An 18733-nucleotide genomic window follows, 5' to 3' on the forward strand; every position below is an offset into this window, starting at 1 on the left:
TTCATGGGACTTAGAAAAGTACTTGATAAAATGGAGCCTGAATTTCATTCAGGTGGTAAATTCGAAAAATGGTACGCGCTTTACGAAGCGGTCGATACTATTTTCTACCGTCCAAGCTCCGTAACGAAAAATGGTTCCCATGTTCGTGATGCGGTTGATATGAAACGTATCATGATACTTGTTTGGATGTGTACTTTCCCAGCGATGTTCTTTGGTATGTATAACATTGGCTTTCAGGCCAATACCGCCATGGAAGCAATGGGTGTGACGGCTGCCGATACATGGCGTTTTGCGGTGATTGGTGGTCTAACAAATTATGACCCAAGCAGCATTTGGGACAACATGATCTACGGTGCGATGCATTTCTTGCCTGTTTATCTTGTTACCTTTGTTGTGGGTGGTTTCTGGGAAGTATTGTTTGCGGCTGTGCGTAAGCACGAAGTAAATGAAGGCTTCTTTGTTACTTCTATCCTGTTCTCTCTTTCTCTGCCTGCTACGATTCCATTGTGGCAAGTGGCTTTGGGTATCACGTTTGGTGTGGTACTGGCGAAAGAAGTGTTCGGTGGTACTGGTAAGAACTTCTTGAACCCAGCACTTGCTGGTCGTGCCTTCTTGTTCTTTGCTTATCCTGCATCTATGTCGGGTGATGCGGTATGGACAGCGGTTGATGGTTTCTCTGGTGCGACAGCGCTAAGTCAACTAGCCGCAAGTGGTGTGCCTGGTGTTACCGTTGCTTGGTCTGATGCTTTCTTTGGCTTCATTCAAGGTTCAATGGGTGAAACCTCTACTTTGGCTATCTTGATTGGCGGTGGTGCTTTATTGATCATGCGTATTGCAGCATGGCGTATTGTCGCTGGTGTCATGTTGGGTATGATAGGTATGTCATTGTTGTTCAACCTAATCGGTTCTGACACTAATCCAATGTTTGCGACACCTTGGTACTGGCATTTGGTATTGGGTGGTTTTGCGTTTGGTATGATGTATATGGCAACTGACCCAGTGTCCGCTTCAATGACGAACCGTGGTAAATGGTTCTACGGTGCACTAATTGGTCTGATGGTTGTGTTGATTCGTGTTGTTAACCCAGCTTACCCAGAAGGTATGATGTTGGCAATCTTGTTCGCAAACTTGTTTGCACCATTCATTGACCACTTTGTTGTTCAAGCGAACATTAAACGGAGGATTGCACGCAATGGCTAGCAGTAACGATAGCATCAAAAAGACCATTATAGTCGCGTTTTCTTTGTGTCTAGTATGTTCTATTTTTGTCGCAGCAGCGGCAGTAGGTTTGAAGCCTATTCAGAATGCTAACAAAGACGAAGACCGTAAACGTAATATTCTATCTGCCGCTGGCATGCTAGAGGAAGGTAAGTCTGTCGACGAAATCTTTAAGTCTGTAGAAGCTCGTATTGTTGACTTGCAGACAGGTGAATTCGCTACGCAAGCGGAATTAAAAGAGGTGGGTATTAATCCTGCAACTTTTGACCAAAAAGCGGCGTCTAAAGACCCTAGTTTGTCGATCACCCTATCAGGTGAAAATGATCCTGCTGGCATCAAGCGTCGTTCAAATTACGCATCTGTATACCTAGTTATGTCAGGTGACGAGATTGAACGTATTGTCTTGCCTGTTCATGGTTACGGACTGTGGTCAACCATGTATGGTTTCATGGCGTTGGAGAACGACTTCAATACTGTTATCGGTTTTGGTTTTTATGACCAAGCAGAAACACCTGGATTAGGTGGTGAAGTTGATAACCCTAACTGGAAAGCGCTTTGGAAAGGCAAAGAAGTTTACAACGAAGAAGGTCAAGCGGTTATTGCCCTTGCTAAAGGCGGTGTAGACAGCTCTGATCCAAATGCCTCTCACAAGGTGGACGGCCTATCTGGTGCTACATTGACCAGTCGTGGTGTGACTCACCTTGTTCAATACTGGTTGGGTGAAGAAGGCTTTGGTCCTTTCTTGTCTCATCTTCGTAGCGAAGGAGTTCAATAATGTCTGATGTCAAAAACGTCCTTTTTGGACCAATCTTGTCCAACAACCCAATCGCTTTGCAGATTTTGGGTATTTGTTCAGCATTGGCTGTAACAAGTAGTTTGAGTGTGTCTTTGGTTATGGCCATTGCCTTAACCTTGGTAACGGCATTCTCTAACTTCTTTATTGCAATTATTCGAAACCATATTCCAAACAGTATTCGTATCATTGTACAGATGATCATTATCGCTTCTTTGGTAATTGTGGTTGATCAGGTTTTGAAAGCTTTCGCTTTTGAAATCAGTAAGCAACTTTCCGTATTTGTAGGTCTGATCATTACTAACTGTATCGTAATGGGTCGTGCTGAAGCCTTCGCTATGAAGAATGGTCCTGGCATGAGTTTCCTAGATGGTATTGGTAACGGTCTTGGCTACAGTGCGATGTTGATCATTGTTGCCTTCTTCCGTGAATTGTTGGGTGCAGGTAAATTGTTCGGTGTTGAGATCTTCGCTACCGTGCAAAATGGCGGTTGGTACCAGCCGAATGGTTTGATGCTATTGCCACCAAGTGCATTCTTCGTAATCGGTTTGGTTATTTGGGCCCTACGTGCTTATAAGAAAGAGCAAGTGGAAGAGCCAGAATTCAAGATTGCTGCTAATTCACGTGCGCAGGAGGCCCTATAAATGGAACATTTAATCAGTCTTTTTGTTAAGGCTATATTTGTTGAGAATATGGCACTGGCCTTCTTCCTTGGTATGTGTACTTTTTTGGCCTTGTCCAAAAAAGTGGAAACCGCTATTGGTCTAGGTATCGCCGTTATTGTGGTCTTGGCCATTACGGTGCCATTGAACAATGTTTTGTATAAAAACCTATTGGAAGACGGCGCACTTGAGTGGGCAGGTCTTGGTAATGTGGATTTGAGCTTCTTGGGCCTACTGAGCTACATTGGTGTTATTGCTGCCGTGGTTCAGATTCTTGAGATGACACTCGATAAATACATGCCGGCACTGTACAACGCCCTTGGGGTATTCTTACCTCTGATCACTGTAAACTGTGCCATCATGGGGGCGTCCCTATTCATGGTAGAGCGTGACTACAACTTCAGTGAAAGTTTGGTCTACGGTGTGGGCGCTGGTGTTGGTTGGGCACTTGCTATTGCTGCCCTTGCTGGTATTCGCGAGAAACTTAAGTATTCAGATGTGCCTGCTGGTTTACGTGGCTTGGGCATCACCTTCATCACTGTCGGTCTGATGAGCTTAGGTTTTATGTCATTCTCTGGTGTACAGCTTTAATCTGCCGTGCATTTGGACAACGAAGAATAGGGTTTAACTAACATGGTCAACTTAGAAATTATTCTAGGTGTGGTAATGTTCACCGCCATCGTGTTGGCGCTGGTAGCAATTATTCTTGCTGCTCGTGCCCGCTTGGTGAGTACGGGTGACGTTACAATCCGCATCAATGGTGAAAAAGAAGTGACAGCCCCTGCAGGTGGTAAGTTGCTTCAAACATTAGCAAACAGTGGCATTTTCTTGTCTTCTGCCTGTGGTGGCGGTGGTACTTGTGCCCAGTGTAAATGTAAAGTGACAAGTGGTGGCGGTTCTATGCTGTCTACTGAACAGTCACACTTCACTCGCCGTGAAGAAAAAGAAGGTTATCGTCTGTCTTGTCAGGTTTCTGTGAAACAAGACATGGACGTTGAAGTGCCTGAAGAAGTATTTGGTGTTAAGGCGTGGGAATGTACTGTTGAGTCCAATCCGAACGTGGCAACTTTTATCAAAGAACTGACTTTGAAATTGCCTGAAGGTGAGAACGTTGACTTCCGCGCCGGTGGTTACGTACAGCTAGAAGCGCCAGCTCATACTGTGAATTACAAAGACTTCGATATTGAAGAAGAATACCGCGGTGATTGGGATAAATTTAACTTGTGGAAATTCACTTCTAAAGTGGATGAAACCGTTATCCGTGCTTACTCTATGGCGAACTACCCAGAAGAGAAGGGCTTGGTTAAATTTAATATCCGTATCGCTTCTCCACCGCCAGGTAAAGACGATGTGCCACCAGGTCAAATGTCATCTTATGTATTTAGTTTGAAACCAGGTGATAAGATCAAGGTATACGGTCCATTTGGTGAATTCTTCGCTAAAGATACTGATGCTGAAATGGTCTTCGTCGGTGGTGGTGCGGGTATGGCGCCAATGCGTTCGCACATTTTTGATCAGCTTAAGCGTCTTAAGTCTAAGCGTAAGATTTCTTTCTGGTACGGTGCACGTAGTATGCGTGAAGCCTTCTACATGGATGAATACGACCAACTGCAAGAAGAAAACGATAACTTCGAGTGGCATTTGGCGCTTTCTGATCCTCAGCCAGAGGATAATTGGGAAGGTAAAACAGGTTTCATTCACAATGTGTTGTATGAAAACTACCTGAAAGATCACCCTGCGCCTGAGGATTGTGAGTTCTATATGTGTGGGCCTCCAATGATGAATGCATCGGTTATCAAGATGCTGGAAGATTTAGGTGTCGAAAAAGAAAACATCTTGTTGGATGATTTCGGTGGCTAACGCCTGAATAAAGACCCACCACTCGGTGGGTCTTTATTTTGTTGCTAACTTAAAAGATGTGCTATGCGAAATAAATTACTTATCTCAGCTTTGTTGCTGGTGTTATTGGCGACCTTATATCGTTGCTCTTCCTTTACTCCTGAATTGGTGAGTTTTTCTGGCCCTACTATGGGCACCACATATACAGTAAAATTTTACACTACCAATAATGTTTCTGATCCTTGGGCCCTAAAGGACGATGTGGATGCTGCCTTGGTTAAGGTCAATAAATTGATGTCGACTTATGACTCAAGCTCTGAATTATCTGAGTTTAATAAGTTACCAGCTGGTTCATCTTTAGTGATTAGCGATGAAATGGCATACGTGATTGATAAAGCCTTATTAATTAGTCAAATGACAGAAGGTGAATACGATGTCACGATTGGCCCTTTGGTTAATCTATGGGGTTTTGGTCCAGGAAACCGTGAAGATCGTGTGCCGAGCGAGGCAGAAATTCATGCGGCGAAAGAAAGGGTTGGCTATCAAAGTTTATTACTGGATGGAAAACGTTTAACCAAAGAAAAAGACCTATACGTGGATCTGTCGTCCATTGCCAAAGGTTATGGTGTGGATGAAGTTGCTCAGGTACTGATCAAGAATGGTATTGAGAGCTTTTTAGTAGAGGTGGGAGGAGAAATCTCTTCCAAAGGTGAAAAGCCCGATGGTTCGCCCTGGCGCATTGCAATTGAAAGCCCAGTGGCTGGTCATGAAATGGCTGAGAGAATCATAGAATTGTCGGACATGGCGATTGCCACATCAGGTGATTATCGCAATTATTTTGAGAAGAATGGTGTACGTTATTCTCATACCATTAATCCAGTAACAGGAAAGCCAATTACGCATCGTTTGGTGTCTGTCACTGTGGTGGATAAAACGACGACTATGGCAGATGGTTTGGCAACAGCCATTACCGTACTGGGGCCAGAAAAAGGTCTCGAGTTTGCTAATGAGCATGGTATTGCTGCCTATCTGTTAGTAAAAACGGATTTTGGATTTGAGGAGCATCCTGCGGATGCGTTTAAGCCTTATTTGAACTAGGCTATAAGTAAATTTAATTTAGGAGGCGTTATGTTAACGGCTGTTATTGTATTTGCTGCGATGTTGCTGGTGGTGACTGCAATGTCGGTAGGTGTATTGATGGGGCGTAAGCCGATCTCTGGTTCTTGTGGTGGCATGAGTGCGCTTGGCATGGAAGTGGCTTGTGACATCTGTGGTGGCGATAAAGGTAAATGTGAAAAAGAGACAAAAAAAGCCGCCGCAAAAGTAGCAGATGATGCATTTTACGATGCATCTAAATAATTAAAGACATAGAGGGTGATATGACAACGAGACATTATGATGTTGTGGTTCTAGGTACAGGACCTGCTGGTGAAGGCGCAGCGATGAATGCGGCTAAAGCAGGTAAAAAAGTCGCTGTCATAGAAGCCAGTTCACAAGTGGGTGGTAGTTGTACGCATTTGGGAACTATCCCATCAAAAGCCTTGCGTCATGCTGTAAAAGAAATCATTGCGTTCAATACTAACCCAATGTTTCGTGATATTGGAGAACCACGTTGGTTCTCTTTTCCAAAAGTATTAGACCGTGCTAACAAAGTCATTGATAAGCAGGTAATGGGGCGAACTGAGTATTATGCCCGTAACCGTATCGATATTTACTTTGGTCGTGGTAAGTTTAAAGATGCCAATACCATTGAAGTAAACACATACGAACGAGGTCCTGAACTCTTAGTCGCTAAGCAGGTAGTGATTGCTACAGGGTCGCGTCCTTACCGTCCTGCTAACATTGATTTCTCTCATCCTCGTATTTATTGTTCTGATACCATTCTGAGTCTGAACCATACCCCGCGTTCTCTTATTATCTATGGGGCTGGTGTTATCGGTTGTGAATATGCGTCTATTTTTTGTGGCTTGGGTGTGCGTGTTGAGTTAATAAATCCAGGTAAAAAGCTATTAAGCTTTTTGGATGATGAGATCACAGATGCATTGAGTTATCACTTGCGTGACAGTGGCGTATTGATTCGTCATAACGAAACTTACGAATCCGTTGAAACCACTGAGCGTGGCGTTGTGATGCACATGGTATCTGGTAAAAAATTGCGTGCTGATGCTTTGCTATTTTGTAATGGCCGTTCTGGAAATACGGATAATCTTGGTCTGGATTCCATTGATTTGGAAGTGAACAGTCGCGGTCAGTTAGCAGTAAACGATACTTATCAGACTCAAGTTGAAAATGTATATGCTGTAGGTGATGTTATTGGTTGGCCTAGTTTGGCAAGTGCTGCTTACGATCAAGGGCGTGCGGCGGCGGCAAATATGCTTGGTATGCCTGGCGGTGAATTTATCAGCGAGGTACCGACAGGTATCTATACTATTCCAGAAATCAGTTCAGTGGGTAAAACGGAAGCAGAATTAACGGCTGAAAAAGTGCCATATGAAGTGGGTCGTGCTTTCTTCAAAAATACGGCCCGAGCGCAAATTACGGATGAAGCCGTCGGTATGTTGAAGATTTTGTTTCATCGGGAGTCATTAGAAATATTAGGGATCCATTGTTTTGGTGACCAAGCCTCGGAGATAGTGCACATAGGTCAAGCGATTATGAAGCAACCAGGGCAACAGAACACCTTAAAATACTTCTTGAATACCACTTTTAACTATCCAACAATGGCGGAAGCATATCGTGTTGCTGCCTTGAATGGCTTTAACCGAGTGTTTTAGTCTTAGGATTGGTGCATAAAAAAAAGGCGCTTTGTGATTTACAAAGCGCCTTTTTTATTGGTTTTAAAAAGACATTAAGAGCGCCTGCTCATAATGCTTAGCTGCCTTTTACCGCGTAAATGCCTTTTAGATTACGGAAGTAACCCTTGTAGTCCATACCATAGCCGAATAGGAATCTGTCTTCGACATCCGCACCTATGTAATCAGGCACCATGTTTGTCTTGCGGTCATGTAGTTTATTAATCACCGTTGCTGTATATACGCTGCTGGTGCCTTGTTGTTCAAGCCACTTAATGATGGCTTGCAGTGTGTGGCCTTGGTCAAAAATGTCATCCACTACCAAGATATGACGATCTTTTAGCTCTGTTTGTGGGTAGCTGATCCAATTAAGTGAAGTGCCTTCTGTTGCCATGCCATAGCGTGTGGCATGAATATAGTCTAACTCTATAGGAAAGCCTAAACGTTCTATGAGTGCTGCTGTTGGGATAAGGCCGCCGTTCATGACGCAAAGTACTAGGGGTAATTTATCGCCCAAATCGGCGGTGATTTGCTGTGCCATTTTATCGAGAGCGGCATTAATTTGCTGCTCGTTCATAAGGCAGTCTGCATCTTCAAGGATTTGGTTGAGTTGGGTGATGGTTGTCATGATTTACTCTGATTGTCTAAGTAGGCGCGATTTTACATCAAATGCCTATCGATGCTAAGTCTTAATCTTGTGTAATGTAGCGCATAGGCAGATTGAGGCAAGAATGATTAACCACGATGTTTGTAACCAAATTAAAAAAACGGGCAAAGCGGCAAATGCACCATAAATGATTTGGTAGTTAGTAAAAAATTGCGCAAAGGAACTAAAGATGATGTTCAAAATAAAGAGCCCAAGACTGCCAAAAATTGAGGCTAAGCAAGCCAGTTTAAAAGAGACTTCAGCATTAGGTGTTAAATAATTCAAGGTTAGTAGCATGAGAAAATACAGAACTAAACTGCCGAACTCCAAAAGGTTATTAAACCCCGCACTATTACTTTCTTGTTGAAACTCTAATGAGATAAGGGTGCCGTATAGACTTAAAGTGGCGGCGAATAAAATGGGGCCTAGGGTTAAAATAGCCCAATAGGTGAGCATTCTTTCACGGATTTTTCGTCGCTTCTGAATGTGCCAGATAGACTGAACACTGGCTTCGAAATTGTTTAATAAGAGTAGAGCGGTCAGAAACAGCATGATAATGCCAGCAATAGGCAGCTTTTTTGATTGCTCAGAGAACTTGACTAAATAAGGTAATACTTGCTCACTTGAGCCGGGTGCGAGATGCAGTTCGATAAAGTTTAGTAGTTGGTCCTGCATGGTTTGTAGTGTAGGGGTGAAGCTCAAAATACCAAGAATAATGGTGATGATGGGGACTGCTGCTAGTAAACTAGATAGGGTAAGCTGTGCCGCTTTTTGAAACAATGCGCTGGTTTTAAAATGGCCAAGCGTCATGATGGCGTAGGGTTTGAATTGTGTTGTGTAATGCTTGAAGCGAGCGTTCATAAACATCCATTAATTGGCCAAATGTAGAGCAATTAATACTTTATCATAAGGAGAGAAGTCGGGTAATACTCACTTACTTTATGCACAATGCACAAGAATAGTGCAATGTGCTTATTTATGGCGCATTAAGCTTGTTTTTTTCTTCTTTAGTGAGTAATATTGGTTTTGTTCCTTTTGTGATATTTGTGCTGTGGAGTAGTAGAGTTTAGCTATTCTCGGTTCCTTAGTAACAAATAGTCATTTTAGCCCAGTTTAACTGGGCTTTTTTATGTCTATTAGTTGACGATTGCTATTCCATCCCTATAATAGCCCACCACAAGAAATGTAATGAGTATTGCGCCTGTAGCTCAGTTGGATAGAGCATCCGCCTTCTAAGCGGACGGTCAGGGGTTCGAATCCCTTCAGGCGCGCCATTTCAGCCCATTACTTTAATAAGATTTAATTTAGGTTTTGTTGGCTGTGATTAGGTATGATGATCTTTTTGGTCATTTATTAGCCAATAAATTAAAGCAAGTTCCCGAGAGGAAATTTTATGCAAGTTTCTGTAGAGACAACGTCTCCAATTGAACGCGTACTGAGTATCACTGTTCCAGCTGCTCGCGTTGATGAAAAAGTAAATACTGAAGTGGCAAAGACAGCCAAAACTATCCGTATGGATGGTTTCCGTAAAGGTAAAGTGCCAGTTAGCGTGGTGAAAAAACGCTATGGCCAAGGCATTCGTGTTGAAGCAGTTGAACAAATCATGCGTGATGCATATGTTGAAGCGATCCAGAAAGAAGAGCTTCAACCTGCTGGTATGCCTTCAATTGAGCCAAAAAACTTCGCTGAGGGTGCTGATCTAGAGTTTGTTGTTAAAGTAGAAGTTTATCCAGAAGTAGAACTGGCTGATAACGCTGCTATCAAAGTTGATCGCGTTGTGTCTGAAGTAACAGAAGCTGACGTAGACACTATGTTGGAAACACTTCGCAAGCAAAATGCCGAGTGGAATGCTGTTGAGCGTGAAGCGGCTGATGGTGACCAAGTGACAATCGATTTTGTTGGTTACCTAGGTGAAGAAGCTTTTGAAGGTGGTTCTGCTGAAGGTCATAAGTTGGTTTTGGGTTCAAATACTATGATCCCAGGTTTTGAAACTGGCATTATTGGTGCAAAAGCAGGTGAAGAGCGTTCTATCGAAGTGACTTTCCCTGAAGATTACCAAGCGGAAAATCTAAAAGGTAAAGAAGCGACTTTTAAGATCACGGTTTCAGAAGTGGCTGAACAAGTATTGCCTGAACTTGACGATGCATTTGTTGAGAAATTCGGTTTAGAAGAAGCGACGCTAGAAGCTTTGCGTGCTGAAGTACGCAAAAACATGGAGCGTGAGCTAAATCAAGCGGTGAAAGCTAAATTGAAAACAGCTTTGTTTGATGGACTTTCTTCCATCAACGAAGTAGAAGTGCCTTCTGCATTGGTTGATCAAGAAGTAGATGCATTGCGTAAGCAAGCGGCTCAGCAATTTGGTGGTCAAGATTTTGATGCTTCTCAATTGCCGGTAGAACTTTTCCAAGACGAAGCGAAAAAACGCGCTAAACTTGGTCTATTGATTTCAGAAGTGATCAAGAAAGACGACATTAAAGTAGACGATGATCGTGTACGTACTTTCTTGGAAGAAATGGCTCAAGCATACCAAGAGCCACAACAAGTTATCGACTTCTACTTGAAGAACAAAGAGCAACTCGCTCAGGTTCAATCTGCTGTACTTGAAGAGCAGGTTGTTGATAAACTGTTGGAATCCGCTCAAGTAACTGAAGTAACTTTGGGCTATGAAGACGCTATTAAGCCAGCGGCTCAAGCTGCTGAAGCTGGAGAAGAAGCATAAGAATCTCTTCTTATCTTTTTTAAATAAGGTCGACATAGCTCAGGTTATGTCGACTTTTTTGTTTTAAGGAATGCGATATGAATTTGACGAATCCAACGACAGGCCCCGTAGCAATTACCAGTAATGGCCTTGTACCTATGGTCATTGAACAAACCGCACGTGGCGAAAGGTCATTCGATATCTATTCTCGCCTATTGAAAGAGCGTGTTATCTTTTTGGTTGGTCAAGTAGAAGATCACATGGCGAATTTGGTTGTCGCGCAATTGTTGTTTCTAGAGTCCGAGAACCCAGATAAAGATATTCATTTATACATTAATTCGCCTGGTGGTTCGGTAACGGCAGGTATGTCTATTTATGATACTATGCAATTTATCAAGCCAGATGTTAGTACCATGTGTATTGGTCAGGCAGCCAGCATGGGAGCGCTATTATTGACTGCAGGTGCGGCTGGTAAGCGTTATTGCCTACCAAATTCTCGAGTCATGATTCACCAGCCTCTTGGTGGTTATCAAGGTCAGGCGTCAGATATTGAGATCCATACTCGTGAGATCTTAAGTATTAAGCATAAGTTGAATGAAATTATTTCATTCCACACAGGTAAGCCGGTAGATCAGGTTGCTGTGGATACGGATCGTGACAATTTTATGGATCCAGAAGCTGCTAAAGAGTACGGTTTGATTGATGATATTTTGCAAAAACGTACAGTTTAATTTTTTATAAGGGTGGAATAGATGTCGGATGATAATTTTAGTCGTGGCGACCACTCAGATCGGTTGTTGTATTGTTCATTTTGTGGCAAAAGCCAAGATGAAGTAAAAAAACTCATTGCGGGTCCTTCTGTTTATATCTGCAACGAGTGTGTTGATCTGTGTAACAACATTATTACGCAAGAATTGTCACAGGCTGAAAGTGAAACCAGTGCTGATGATGAGTTGCCAACACCAGTTAAGTTAAGCACGGCTCTGGATGATTATGTTATTGGTCAAGATCGTGCTAAGCGGGTTTTGGCCGTTGCAGTCTATAATCATTACAAGCGCTTGCGTCATCAAGGTAAAGCAGAGTCAGGTGTGGAGCTAGGCAAAAGTAATATTTTGCTGATTGGCCCAACAGGAAGTGGTAAAACTTTACTGGCGCAGACATTGGCGCGTGTATTAGATGTGCCTTTCACTATCGCTGATGCAACCACTTTAACAGAAGCGGGTTATGTTGGGGAAGATGTAGAAAACATCATTCAGAAGTTGTTACAAAATTGCGATTATGATGTTGAAAAAGCGCAACGCGGTATTGTCTATATTGATGAGATCGATAAGATCTCACGTAAATCAGATAATCCCTCTATTACTCGTGATGTATCTGGTGAAGGTGTTCAGCAAGCCCTGTTAAAATTGATTGAAGGAACGGTAGCGTCCGTGCCGCCGCAAGGTGGCCGTAAGCATCCTCAGCAAGAGTTCTTGCAAGTTGATACCTCAAATATTTTATTTATTTGTGGTGGTGCGTTTGCTGGACTTGAGCGCGTGATCAGTGAGCGAACTGAGAAAAGCAGTATTGGTTTCTCTGCTAAAGTAAAAAGCAAAGACGAAGGCAAATCTTTTTCTGAAACGGTTCATAGAGTAGAAACCGAGGACTTGGTTAAATTTGGTCTGATTCCTGAGTTTGTTGGCCGTCTGCCTGTTGTGGCAACCTTGTCTGAATTGGATGAAGAGGCTTTGGTAACTATATTGAGTGAGCCGAAAAATGCTTTGGTTAAGCAATACCAGCATTTGTTTGAGCTTGAAGGTGTGGAGTTAGAGTTTACGCCTGAATCATTACATGAAGCGGCAAAGTTAGCATTGGAACGTAAAACCGGTGCTCGTGGTTTACGTAGTATCCTAGAGTCTGCTTTGTTGGATTGTATGTATGACTTACCAACACGACAAGATGTTGTGAAAGTGGTTATGGATGCGCTTTCTGTTCGTGGTGAGTCAGCGCCATTAATGGTGCTCGAAAAAGAAGATGTTGCCAAAAACGCTTAATTGCCATTAAAAATGAATAGCAAAGCCGAACCTGCATATGTGGATTCGGCTTTTTTGTTTTCGCATTTCACAGCAATCTGCGCTAAATTGAATAAGTTGAAAAAATTGAATGCTTGTAATTTCAAGCTTTGCCCTTATCTCTTTCGTAATCCTCGATTTAATAGCTATAGATAAATAGATAGTAAGTGCGCTTATACACAGATGCGCCCAAGTTGGAAATTAATATGTCAGATTCTTTGCTTCTTCCAATGTTGCCGTTACGTGATGTAGTGGTATACCCCCACATGGTGTTGCCTTTATTTGTTGGCCGTTCTAAATCCATTGCTGCACTTGAATCCGCAATGGAAGGCGATAAGCATGTTTTTCTCGTGGCCCAACAAGATGCCTCAAAAGATGACCCTGTGATGGAAGATTTGTACGACATTGGCACCACAGCCAAGGTAATGCAGTTGCTTCGTCTTCCTGATGGTACGGTTAAAGTCTTAGTTGAAGGTGTCAAGCGTGCGCGTTTGCAAGGCATGAAAGATGAAGGTGAGTTTGTATCGGGTGAAGTGATAGAGCTTGATCAAACAGAAGAGGATCAGGCTGAATTTGATGTTATTCGTAGTGCTTTGCTGAAGCAGTTAGATGAATATGTGGCTGGTAGCAAGCGTATTCCTTCTGAAGTGGTGGCCTCCCTTAAATCCATTGATGATTTGGCAAAGCTGATTGATAACATTACTGGCCATATGAGTTTAAAACTCGAAGATAAGCAAAAGATCCTTGAGATGGACTCTTTGGTGGCCCGTGGTGAATACTTGATTGGCTTGATGGATGGCGAGTTAGACATTGCTCATCTTGAAAAGAATATTCGTAGTCGTGTCAAAAAACAAATGGAAAAAAGTCAGCGAGAGTATTATTTGAATGAGCAAATGAAAGCTATTCAAAAAGAGCTGGGCGACATGGAGGACGGCAGTAACGAGTTGGATTTGCTGCAAGAAAAAATCACCGAAGTCGGTATGACAGAAGAGGCCAAAGAAAAAGCCGAAGCAGAGTTGAAAAAACTACGCATGATGTCACCCATGTCGGCTGAGGCCACGGTAGTGCGTGGTTATATCGATTGGTTGGTATCTTTGCCGTGGAAAAAACGCAGTAAGGTGCGTAACGATCTTGCCTATGCTGAGAAAGTATTGAATCAGGATCATTATGGCTTACAAGATGTTAAAGAGCGCATCTTGGAGTTCTTGGCCGTTCAGCAACGGGTGAAAAAAGTCAAAGGTCCTGTATTGTGTTTGGTTGGGCCGCCAGGCGTGGGTAAAACATCCCTAGGCCAATCCATTGCGAAAGCTGTGAATCGTAAATATGTGCGTATGGCATTAGGTGGGGTGCGTGATGAAGCGGAAATTCGCGGTCACCGTCGTACTTATATTGGTTCAATGCCGGGTAAGTTATTGCAAAAATTGACGAAAGTAAAAGTAAAGAACCCATTATTCTTGTTGGATGAAATCGACAAAATGGGCATGGATCAACGTGGGGATCCAGCTTCTGCTTTGCTAGAGGTTTTGGATCCAGAGCAAAATCATACTTTCAATGATCACTACCTAGAAGTGGACTATGATTTATCGGATGTCATGTTTATCTGTACCTCTAATAGCATGAACATTCCTGGACCATTATTGGATCGTATGGAAGTCATTCGTATACCAGGTTATACCGAAGACGAAAAATTAAACATTGCTAAACGTTATTTATTGCCTAAGCAAGTTAAGTTAGCAGGCTTGAAAGACAGTGAAATTGACATTACCGATGACGCTTTGATGGACGTTATTCGTTACTACACCAAAGAGGCTGGTGTACGTGGTTTAGAGAGAGAAATCAGTAAAATTTGTCGTCGTGTGGTGAAAAAACAAGCTTTGGCTAAAGCGAAAAAAACCGCTGTTATCTCTGTCACTAGCGAGAATCTAGAAGATTTCTCTGGTGTTCATAAATTTAGCTATGGCAAAGCGGAAGAAAAAAATCAAATCGGTCAGGTTACCGGTTTGGCTTGGACTTCAGTGGGTGGTGAATTATTAACCATTGAAGCGGCGGGTGTGGCTGGTAAAGGTCGCCATGTGAAAACAGGTTCACTTGGGGATGTGATGCAAGAATCCATTCAAGCCGCTCTTACTGTCGTACGAAGTCGTGCTGCTGGACTGGGAATTGATGACGATTTTCATGAAAAAATTGACCTCCATTTGCACGTACCAGAAGGCGCTACACCGAAGGATGGACCGAGTGCAGGGGTGGCTATGTGCACGGCTATTGTATCGGTGCTTGCAAAAGTGCCCGTTAAAGCCTCTGTGGCGATGACTGGCGAGATTACGTTGCGTGGAGAGGTGTTGCCTATAGGTGGGCTTAAAGAGAAGCTTCTGGCGGCTCATAGAGGTGGTATTAAAACGGTGATTATTCCACAAGAAAATAGCCGTGACCTGAAGGAAATACCAGACAATATTAAAGCAGACATTGATGTTATTCCGGTAAAATGGATTGATGAAGTGCTGGATATTGCATTAGAGTATATTCCTTCACCAAAAAAGGTAGAAACATTACCTTCGAGTGAAAAAACTGTTGATGAACAAGAGTCTGTAAGTCATCATTAAACGCATCCTGTGTTGACAGGGAGTAGGTTAGGCTTGTATAACTGCTCGCTCGGCCTTGTCGGTTGGCATACATACTGCGCCGAAATTAAAACTAAGGAACCACGATAATACTGAAGGGGTACAACGTGAACAAATCTGAATTGATTGATGCTATTGCAGCGTCTGCTGATTTATCTAAAGCTTCTGCGAGCAATGCTCTTGACGCTACTTTAAAAGCAATTGAAACGGCTTTGGCAAAAGGTGACCAGGTAACACTTGTAGGTTTTGGTACTTTTGCTGTTAAAGAACGTGCAGCACGTACTGGCCGCAACCCTCAAACTGGTGAGGAAATCCAAATTAAAGCAGCTAAGGTTCCTGGCTTTAAAGCCGGCAAAGGTTTAAAAGACGCTGTAAACTAATGCACGTGGAGCAGTAGTTCAGTTGGTTAGAATACCTGCCTGTCACGCAGGGGGTCGCGGGTTCGAGTCCCGTCTGTTCCGCCATTAGATACAAAAAGGTGTAGTCCGAGCGGAATACACCTTTTTTTATAGGCTAATTACATAATTTCATGTGGAGGCAGTAATGCTCCAGGATATCAGAGACAAGTCAAAAGGCGTTGCTGCCAAAATCATTGTCGGTTTTATCGTCGTGACTTTTGCTCTATTTGGCGTTGATGCCCTAGTTACGAGTTTTAATTCTTCAGATAAAGTGGCTGAAGTGGATGGCGTTGAAATCACCCGTACACAAATGTTGCAAGGCGCGGAAACTCAACGTCGCCAGCTGATTTCTATGATGGGAAGTCAGATTAATCCGGCTTTACTAGAAGACAATTTATTGCAGCGTCGCGCTCTGGATGAATTGATCCAGCGTGCCGTGCTTGCTAACCAAGCCGATGAGCTTGGCTTGGGGGTTTCAGATGCTCAGGTAAATGCTTACTTGGTGCAGGCTGGTCAATTTCAAACAAACGGTGAATTTGACCAAAACAAATATCTGAATTTCTTGCGCTCTCTTGGCTTTACGCCTTTAGCTTTCAAAGAGCGAATCAAGCAAGATGTGTTGATTCAGCAACCTCGCAATGCTATCGCCGGATCAGAATTTGTGTTGCCTTATCAGGTACAAACGGTAACGGATTTGCAATCACAAGTGCGCTCTTACGATTACGTGTCTTTTTCACTGGCTGATGAATCAGAGCAGACCAGTGTCTCTGATGCTGAGTTACAAGCTTACTATGACGAGCACAAAGACAGCTTTAAGACACCAGAACAAGTGAAGCTAGACTATGTGGTTATCTCTAGCAGCGACTTCAATGATAAAGTGCAGGTGACGGATGCTGAGTTACAAGATGCTTATCAGGCTCTAATTGCTAACATGACGCCAGAAGAACGTTCGGCATCTCATATTCAGATCGAAACAGCGGATCGCTCTGAGCAAGAGGCGGAAGCCATTGCTGCTGAGATCCAAGAAAAATTAGCTGCTGGTGAAAGCTTTGCCGACTTGGCAGCTCAGTATTCTGATGATATTGCCTCCAAAAATGATGGCGGCTACCTTGGTTATATCCAGAAAGGCTCAATGGGCGATGAATTTGAAACGGCTTTATTCTCTATGAAAAAGGGTGAAGTCAAAGAGGTGAAAACCGATTATGGTATTCATCTGATTCAATTAGACGATATTGCCGCGGTGGATCTGCCTAGTTTTGAGTCTGAAAAAGCGCAGTTAACACAAGACTTGCTTGCTGATAAGACTCGTGATGCTTTATTAACGGCTCATGAAGACATTACCGATTTGGCGTACGCAAGTGATAACTTACAAGCCATTGCCAAAGAGTACGATGTCGACGTACTACAAAGTGCTTACTTTGGTCGTCAAGGTGGTAGCGATGAGGTGACATCGAATCCTGCCGTGATTGCGGCGGCGTTTGGTGCCCCTGTGCTGGAAGACGGTCAGAACAGTGATTTAATTGAGTTAAATGACGACGAAGTCGTGGTGATTCATTTAAATGAACATAAAGCCGAAGCGGTGCAGAGTTTTGATGAGGTGAAAGATCAAGTGGCCTCTATCGTGACTCAGGATAAAGCTCTGGCTAACTTGAAGGTTAAAGCGCAAGCGGCTATGCAATCTGCTGGTACCAATTGGACCCGTGTTGAGAATGCACCGCGCGGTCAAGATGAAGTAACCTCATTAGCTTTTTCATTACCTCATCCTGAGCAAGGTCCTGTGACTGAGATTAAAGATATGGCCAATGGAGATTTGGCGCTCATTCGTCTCAACAAGGTGACCATTGGTGATGAGCCAGTAACGGATGAGCAGAAGCAAGCTTACCAGCGTTACTTGAGTCAAAACCAAGCGAGTTTGAGTACGCAAGCTCAGCAAGCTTACTTAACCGGACAAGCGGATATTGAACGCTAGTTATCTTAGTTGACGCATTAAAAAGCCACTTCAACATTATATGTGAAGTGGCTTTTTTGTTTTTTGAATGTTTCGCCTTGCTATGCTGGCAATGAATAGCTGCAGAGCTAAGCGAGCTTTATGCTTGAAATTTTAAAAACCATTCTGTGGCAGGCACAAAAAACGCTTGAGCTGTTTTCGCCTCTGTGTATTTCATAAGGTGGTCCGTGTTGCCTTGTTCATCGCCCAATATCATGCTTTCGAGCATCAGGTTGAAGTTTGTTGGGCTTTTACTGTAGCTGGCGAACATTAAACCTTGGTCAGTTAAACTCCCATAAGGCATGCTTTGGCGCAAAATCTCAATGGATTTACCTTGTGCGTCTTTTAAAGAGGTGCGCTTAGTGTGGGCGTGAACGGATTTTTCTGCAGCAGGGTATTCTTCATTGTCTTCTTTGGTTCGGCCGTAGGTGTCTTCTTGGGTCTTTAGATCTTGTTGTTGCCACTTATCTAAATCATGGCTGAAACGCATTAGGTTTAAGTAAGAGCCATTCGCAAAGTTTGCATCTTCCTCACTTACCAAGGCAACGGCTTTACGCTGTTCTCCTTGCGGGTTTTCGGTGCCATCGACAAAGCCAGTAAGATCACGACTGTCTTTATAGATAAAACAGGTAACCTCTTCTACCAGTTGGACGCAATCTTTGACTAGTGCAAATAGGCGACGACTCAGTTCGAATGCGGCATCGTGTCGCATAGCACGGATGTGTAACACCATGTCGACGTCCGTCGATGTGATTGTCATTTCTGGCCCTTGCAGATCAGGAAAAAGTGCTAACTCTTTAGGTTGTTGAGAGTCCAGTTTAGACCAAATGAGCTTGCTAAAACCCACTGCAGCATGCAATTGAGCCTGTTCAAAGTCTTGCTGAACTTGAGTGATGGTGTTGGGAAAAGCCGCTAGTGCTCTTTTAAAGTTAGAAAGGTGCTCAGGTAGTAGATTTAGGGTAACAAAAAACGCGTCACTGGAAGGTTCCGCGATAATGCCTGACTGGTAACTGGTCATTTTTGTTCCTTAG

General features: G+C 43.2%; 17 protein-coding genes and 2 tRNA genes. 16 read left to right on the forward strand and 3 right to left on the reverse strand.

Features of this window, described 5'->3' with window-relative positions; translation table 11 throughout:
• Nucleotides 1–3 precede the first annotated feature (3 nt).
• The 8 genes from ABXS85_RS00255 to sthA all read left to right on the forward strand — a co-directional run bounded on the left by ABXS85_RS00255 (nucleotide 4) and on the right by sthA (nucleotide 7286).
• Entirely contained in the window at nucleotides 4–1200 is a 1197-nt protein-coding gene (locus tag ABXS85_RS00255) for an NADH:ubiquinone reductase (Na(+)-transporting) subunit B (protein WP_353668046.1), read from the forward strand.
• The gene (locus tag ABXS85_RS00260) at nucleotides 1193–1993 is read left to right on the forward strand and encodes a Na(+)-translocating NADH-quinone reductase subunit C (protein ID WP_353668047.1); all 801 of its coding nucleotides are present in this window, start codon (nucleotides 1193–1195) and stop codon (nucleotides 1991–1993) included. Before ABXS85_RS00255 ends, ABXS85_RS00260 begins: the two co-directional genes overlap by 8 nt.
• Nucleotides 1993–2655 carry an NADH:ubiquinone reductase (Na(+)-transporting) subunit D gene (locus ABXS85_RS00265; RefSeq protein ID WP_353668048.1) on the forward strand — a complete coding sequence of 221 codons (663 nt, stop codon included), beginning with the start codon at nucleotides 1993–1995 and terminating at the stop codon, nucleotides 2653–2655. Before ABXS85_RS00260 ends, ABXS85_RS00265 begins: the two co-directional genes overlap by 1 nt.
• Entirely contained in the window at nucleotides 2656–3264 is a 609-nt protein-coding gene (nqrE, locus tag ABXS85_RS00270; RefSeq protein WP_353668049.1) for an NADH:ubiquinone reductase (Na(+)-transporting) subunit E, read from the forward strand.
• Between the two features lie 42 nt (nucleotides 3265–3306).
• The gene (gene nqrF / locus ABXS85_RS00275; protein WP_353668050.1) at nucleotides 3307–4533 is read left to right on the forward strand and encodes an NADH:ubiquinone reductase (Na(+)-transporting) subunit F; all 1227 of its coding nucleotides are present in this window, start codon (nucleotides 3307–3309) and stop codon (nucleotides 4531–4533) included.
• 63 nt (nucleotides 4534–4596) lie between these two features.
• On the forward strand, nucleotides 4597–5610 hold the full coding sequence (locus ABXS85_RS00280; protein WP_353668051.1) for an FAD:protein FMN transferase: 1014 nt from the start codon (nucleotides 4597–4599) through the stop codon (nucleotides 5608–5610).
• Between the two features lie 30 nt (nucleotides 5611–5640).
• Complete coding sequence (gene nqrM, locus ABXS85_RS00285; protein ID WP_353668052.1) at nucleotides 5641–5871, forward strand: (Na+)-NQR maturation NqrM; 231 nt, start codon at nucleotides 5641–5643, stop codon at nucleotides 5869–5871.
• Nucleotides 5872–5891: 20 nt separating this feature from the next.
• A complete protein-coding gene (gene sthA, locus ABXS85_RS00290; RefSeq protein WP_353668053.1) occupies nucleotides 5892–7286 on the forward strand; it encodes a Si-specific NAD(P)(+) transhydrogenase in 1395 nt (464 codons plus the stop codon).
• Between the two features lie 97 nt (nucleotides 7287–7383).
• Here sthA and ABXS85_RS00295 read toward each other — a convergent pair whose 3' ends face one another.
• Nucleotides 7384–7932, reverse strand: coding sequence for a hypoxanthine-guanine phosphoribosyltransferase (locus tag ABXS85_RS00295; protein WP_353668054.1), 549 nt, complete (start codon nucleotides 7930–7932; stop codon nucleotides 7384–7386).
• A gap of 54 nt (nucleotides 7933–7986) precedes the next feature.
• Complete coding sequence (locus ABXS85_RS00300) at nucleotides 7987–8811, reverse strand: YihY family inner membrane protein (protein WP_353668055.1); 825 nt, start codon at nucleotides 8809–8811, stop codon at nucleotides 7987–7989.
• Nucleotides 8812–9147: 336 nt separating this feature from the next.
• Here ABXS85_RS00300 and ABXS85_RS00305 point away from each other — a divergent pair.
• The 8 genes from ABXS85_RS00305 (at nucleotide 9148) to ABXS85_RS00340 (ending at nucleotide 17684) form a co-directional block, all read left to right on the forward strand.
• Nucleotides 9148–9224, forward strand: a tRNA-Arg gene (locus tag ABXS85_RS00305).
• Nucleotides 9225–9343: 119 nt separating this feature from the next.
• Entirely contained in the window at nucleotides 9344–10669 is a 1326-nt protein-coding gene (gene tig / locus ABXS85_RS00310; protein WP_353668056.1) for a trigger factor, read from the forward strand.
• A 77-nt stretch (nucleotides 10670–10746) separates the two neighbouring features.
• Nucleotides 10747–11379 carry an ATP-dependent Clp endopeptidase proteolytic subunit ClpP gene (clpP, locus tag ABXS85_RS00315; RefSeq protein WP_353668057.1) on the forward strand — a complete coding sequence of 211 codons (633 nt, stop codon included), beginning with the start codon at nucleotides 10747–10749 and terminating at the stop codon, nucleotides 11377–11379.
• A 21-nt stretch (nucleotides 11380–11400) separates the two neighbouring features.
• Entirely contained in the window at nucleotides 11401–12681 is a 1281-nt protein-coding gene (gene clpX, locus ABXS85_RS00320) for an ATP-dependent protease ATP-binding subunit ClpX (RefSeq protein WP_353668058.1), read from the forward strand.
• Between the two features lie 224 nt (nucleotides 12682–12905).
• A complete protein-coding gene (lon, locus tag ABXS85_RS00325; RefSeq protein ID WP_353668059.1) occupies nucleotides 12906–15299 on the forward strand; it encodes an endopeptidase La in 2394 nt (797 codons plus the stop codon).
• 125 nt (nucleotides 15300–15424) lie between these two features.
• On the forward strand, nucleotides 15425–15697 hold the full coding sequence (locus tag ABXS85_RS00330; RefSeq protein WP_353668060.1) for an HU family DNA-binding protein: 273 nt from the start codon (nucleotides 15425–15427) through the stop codon (nucleotides 15695–15697).
• 7 nt (nucleotides 15698–15704) lie between these two features.
• Nucleotides 15705–15781 (forward strand) — tRNA-Asp (locus ABXS85_RS00335).
• A gap of 79 nt (nucleotides 15782–15860) precedes the next feature.
• Complete coding sequence (locus tag ABXS85_RS00340) at nucleotides 15861–17684, forward strand: SurA N-terminal domain-containing protein (RefSeq protein WP_353668061.1); 1824 nt, start codon at nucleotides 15861–15863, stop codon at nucleotides 17682–17684.
• A gap of 118 nt (nucleotides 17685–17802) precedes the next feature.
• Here the strand turns inward: ABXS85_RS00340 and ABXS85_RS00345 are convergent, their stop codons facing one another.
• Entirely contained in the window at nucleotides 17803–18720 is a 918-nt protein-coding gene (locus tag ABXS85_RS00345; RefSeq protein ID WP_353668062.1) for a Dyp-type peroxidase, read from the reverse strand.
• Nucleotides 18721–18733: the final 13 nt, after the last annotated feature.

This window comes from Marinomonas sp. THO17 (genome assembly GCF_040436405.1).
GTDB lineage: Bacteria > Pseudomonadota > Gammaproteobacteria > Pseudomonadales > Marinomonadaceae > Marinomonas.

What these genes read in the sequence shown, in the direction of transcription:
- ABXS85_RS00255 (WP_353668046.1), top strand. Translation starts at nt 4, where the DNA reads ATGGGACTTAGAAAAGTACTTGATAAAATGGAGCCTGAATTTCATTCA.
- ABXS85_RS00260 (WP_353668047.1), top strand. Translation starts at nt 1,193, where the DNA reads ATGGCTAGCAGTAACGATAGCATCAAAAAGACCATTATAGTCGCGTTT.
- ABXS85_RS00265 (WP_353668048.1), top strand. Translation starts at nt 1,993, where the DNA reads ATGTCTGATGTCAAAAACGTCCTTTTTGGACCAATCTTGTCCAACAAC.
- nqrE (WP_353668049.1), top strand. Translation starts at nt 2,656, where the DNA reads ATGGAACATTTAATCAGTCTTTTTGTTAAGGCTATATTTGTTGAGAAT.
- nqrF (WP_353668050.1), top strand. Translation starts at nt 3,307, where the DNA reads ATGGTCAACTTAGAAATTATTCTAGGTGTGGTAATGTTCACCGCCATC.
- ABXS85_RS00280 (WP_353668051.1), top strand. Translation starts at nt 4,597, where the DNA reads ATGCGAAATAAATTACTTATCTCAGCTTTGTTGCTGGTGTTATTGGCG.
- nqrM (WP_353668052.1), top strand. Translation starts at nt 5,641, where the DNA reads ATGTTAACGGCTGTTATTGTATTTGCTGCGATGTTGCTGGTGGTGACT.
- sthA (WP_353668053.1), top strand. Translation starts at nt 5,892, where the DNA reads ATGACAACGAGACATTATGATGTTGTGGTTCTAGGTACAGGACCTGCT.
- ABXS85_RS00295 (WP_353668054.1), bottom strand. Translation starts at nt 7,932, where the DNA reads ATGACAACCATCACCCAACTCAACCAAATCCTTGAAGATGCAGACTGC.
- ABXS85_RS00300 (WP_353668055.1), bottom strand. Translation starts at nt 8,811, where the DNA reads ATGAACGCTCGCTTCAAGCATTACACAACACAATTCAAACCCTACGCC.
- tig (WP_353668056.1), top strand. Translation starts at nt 9,344, where the DNA reads ATGCAAGTTTCTGTAGAGACAACGTCTCCAATTGAACGCGTACTGAGT.
- clpP (WP_353668057.1), top strand. Translation starts at nt 10,747, where the DNA reads ATGAATTTGACGAATCCAACGACAGGCCCCGTAGCAATTACCAGTAAT.
- clpX (WP_353668058.1), top strand. Translation starts at nt 11,401, where the DNA reads ATGTCGGATGATAATTTTAGTCGTGGCGACCACTCAGATCGGTTGTTG.
- lon (WP_353668059.1), top strand. Translation starts at nt 12,906, where the DNA reads ATGTCAGATTCTTTGCTTCTTCCAATGTTGCCGTTACGTGATGTAGTG.
- ABXS85_RS00340 (WP_353668061.1), top strand. Translation starts at nt 15,861, where the DNA reads ATGCTCCAGGATATCAGAGACAAGTCAAAAGGCGTTGCTGCCAAAATC.
- ABXS85_RS00345 (WP_353668062.1), bottom strand. Translation starts at nt 18,720, where the DNA reads ATGACCAGTTACCAGTCAGGCATTATCGCGGAACCTTCCAGTGACGCG.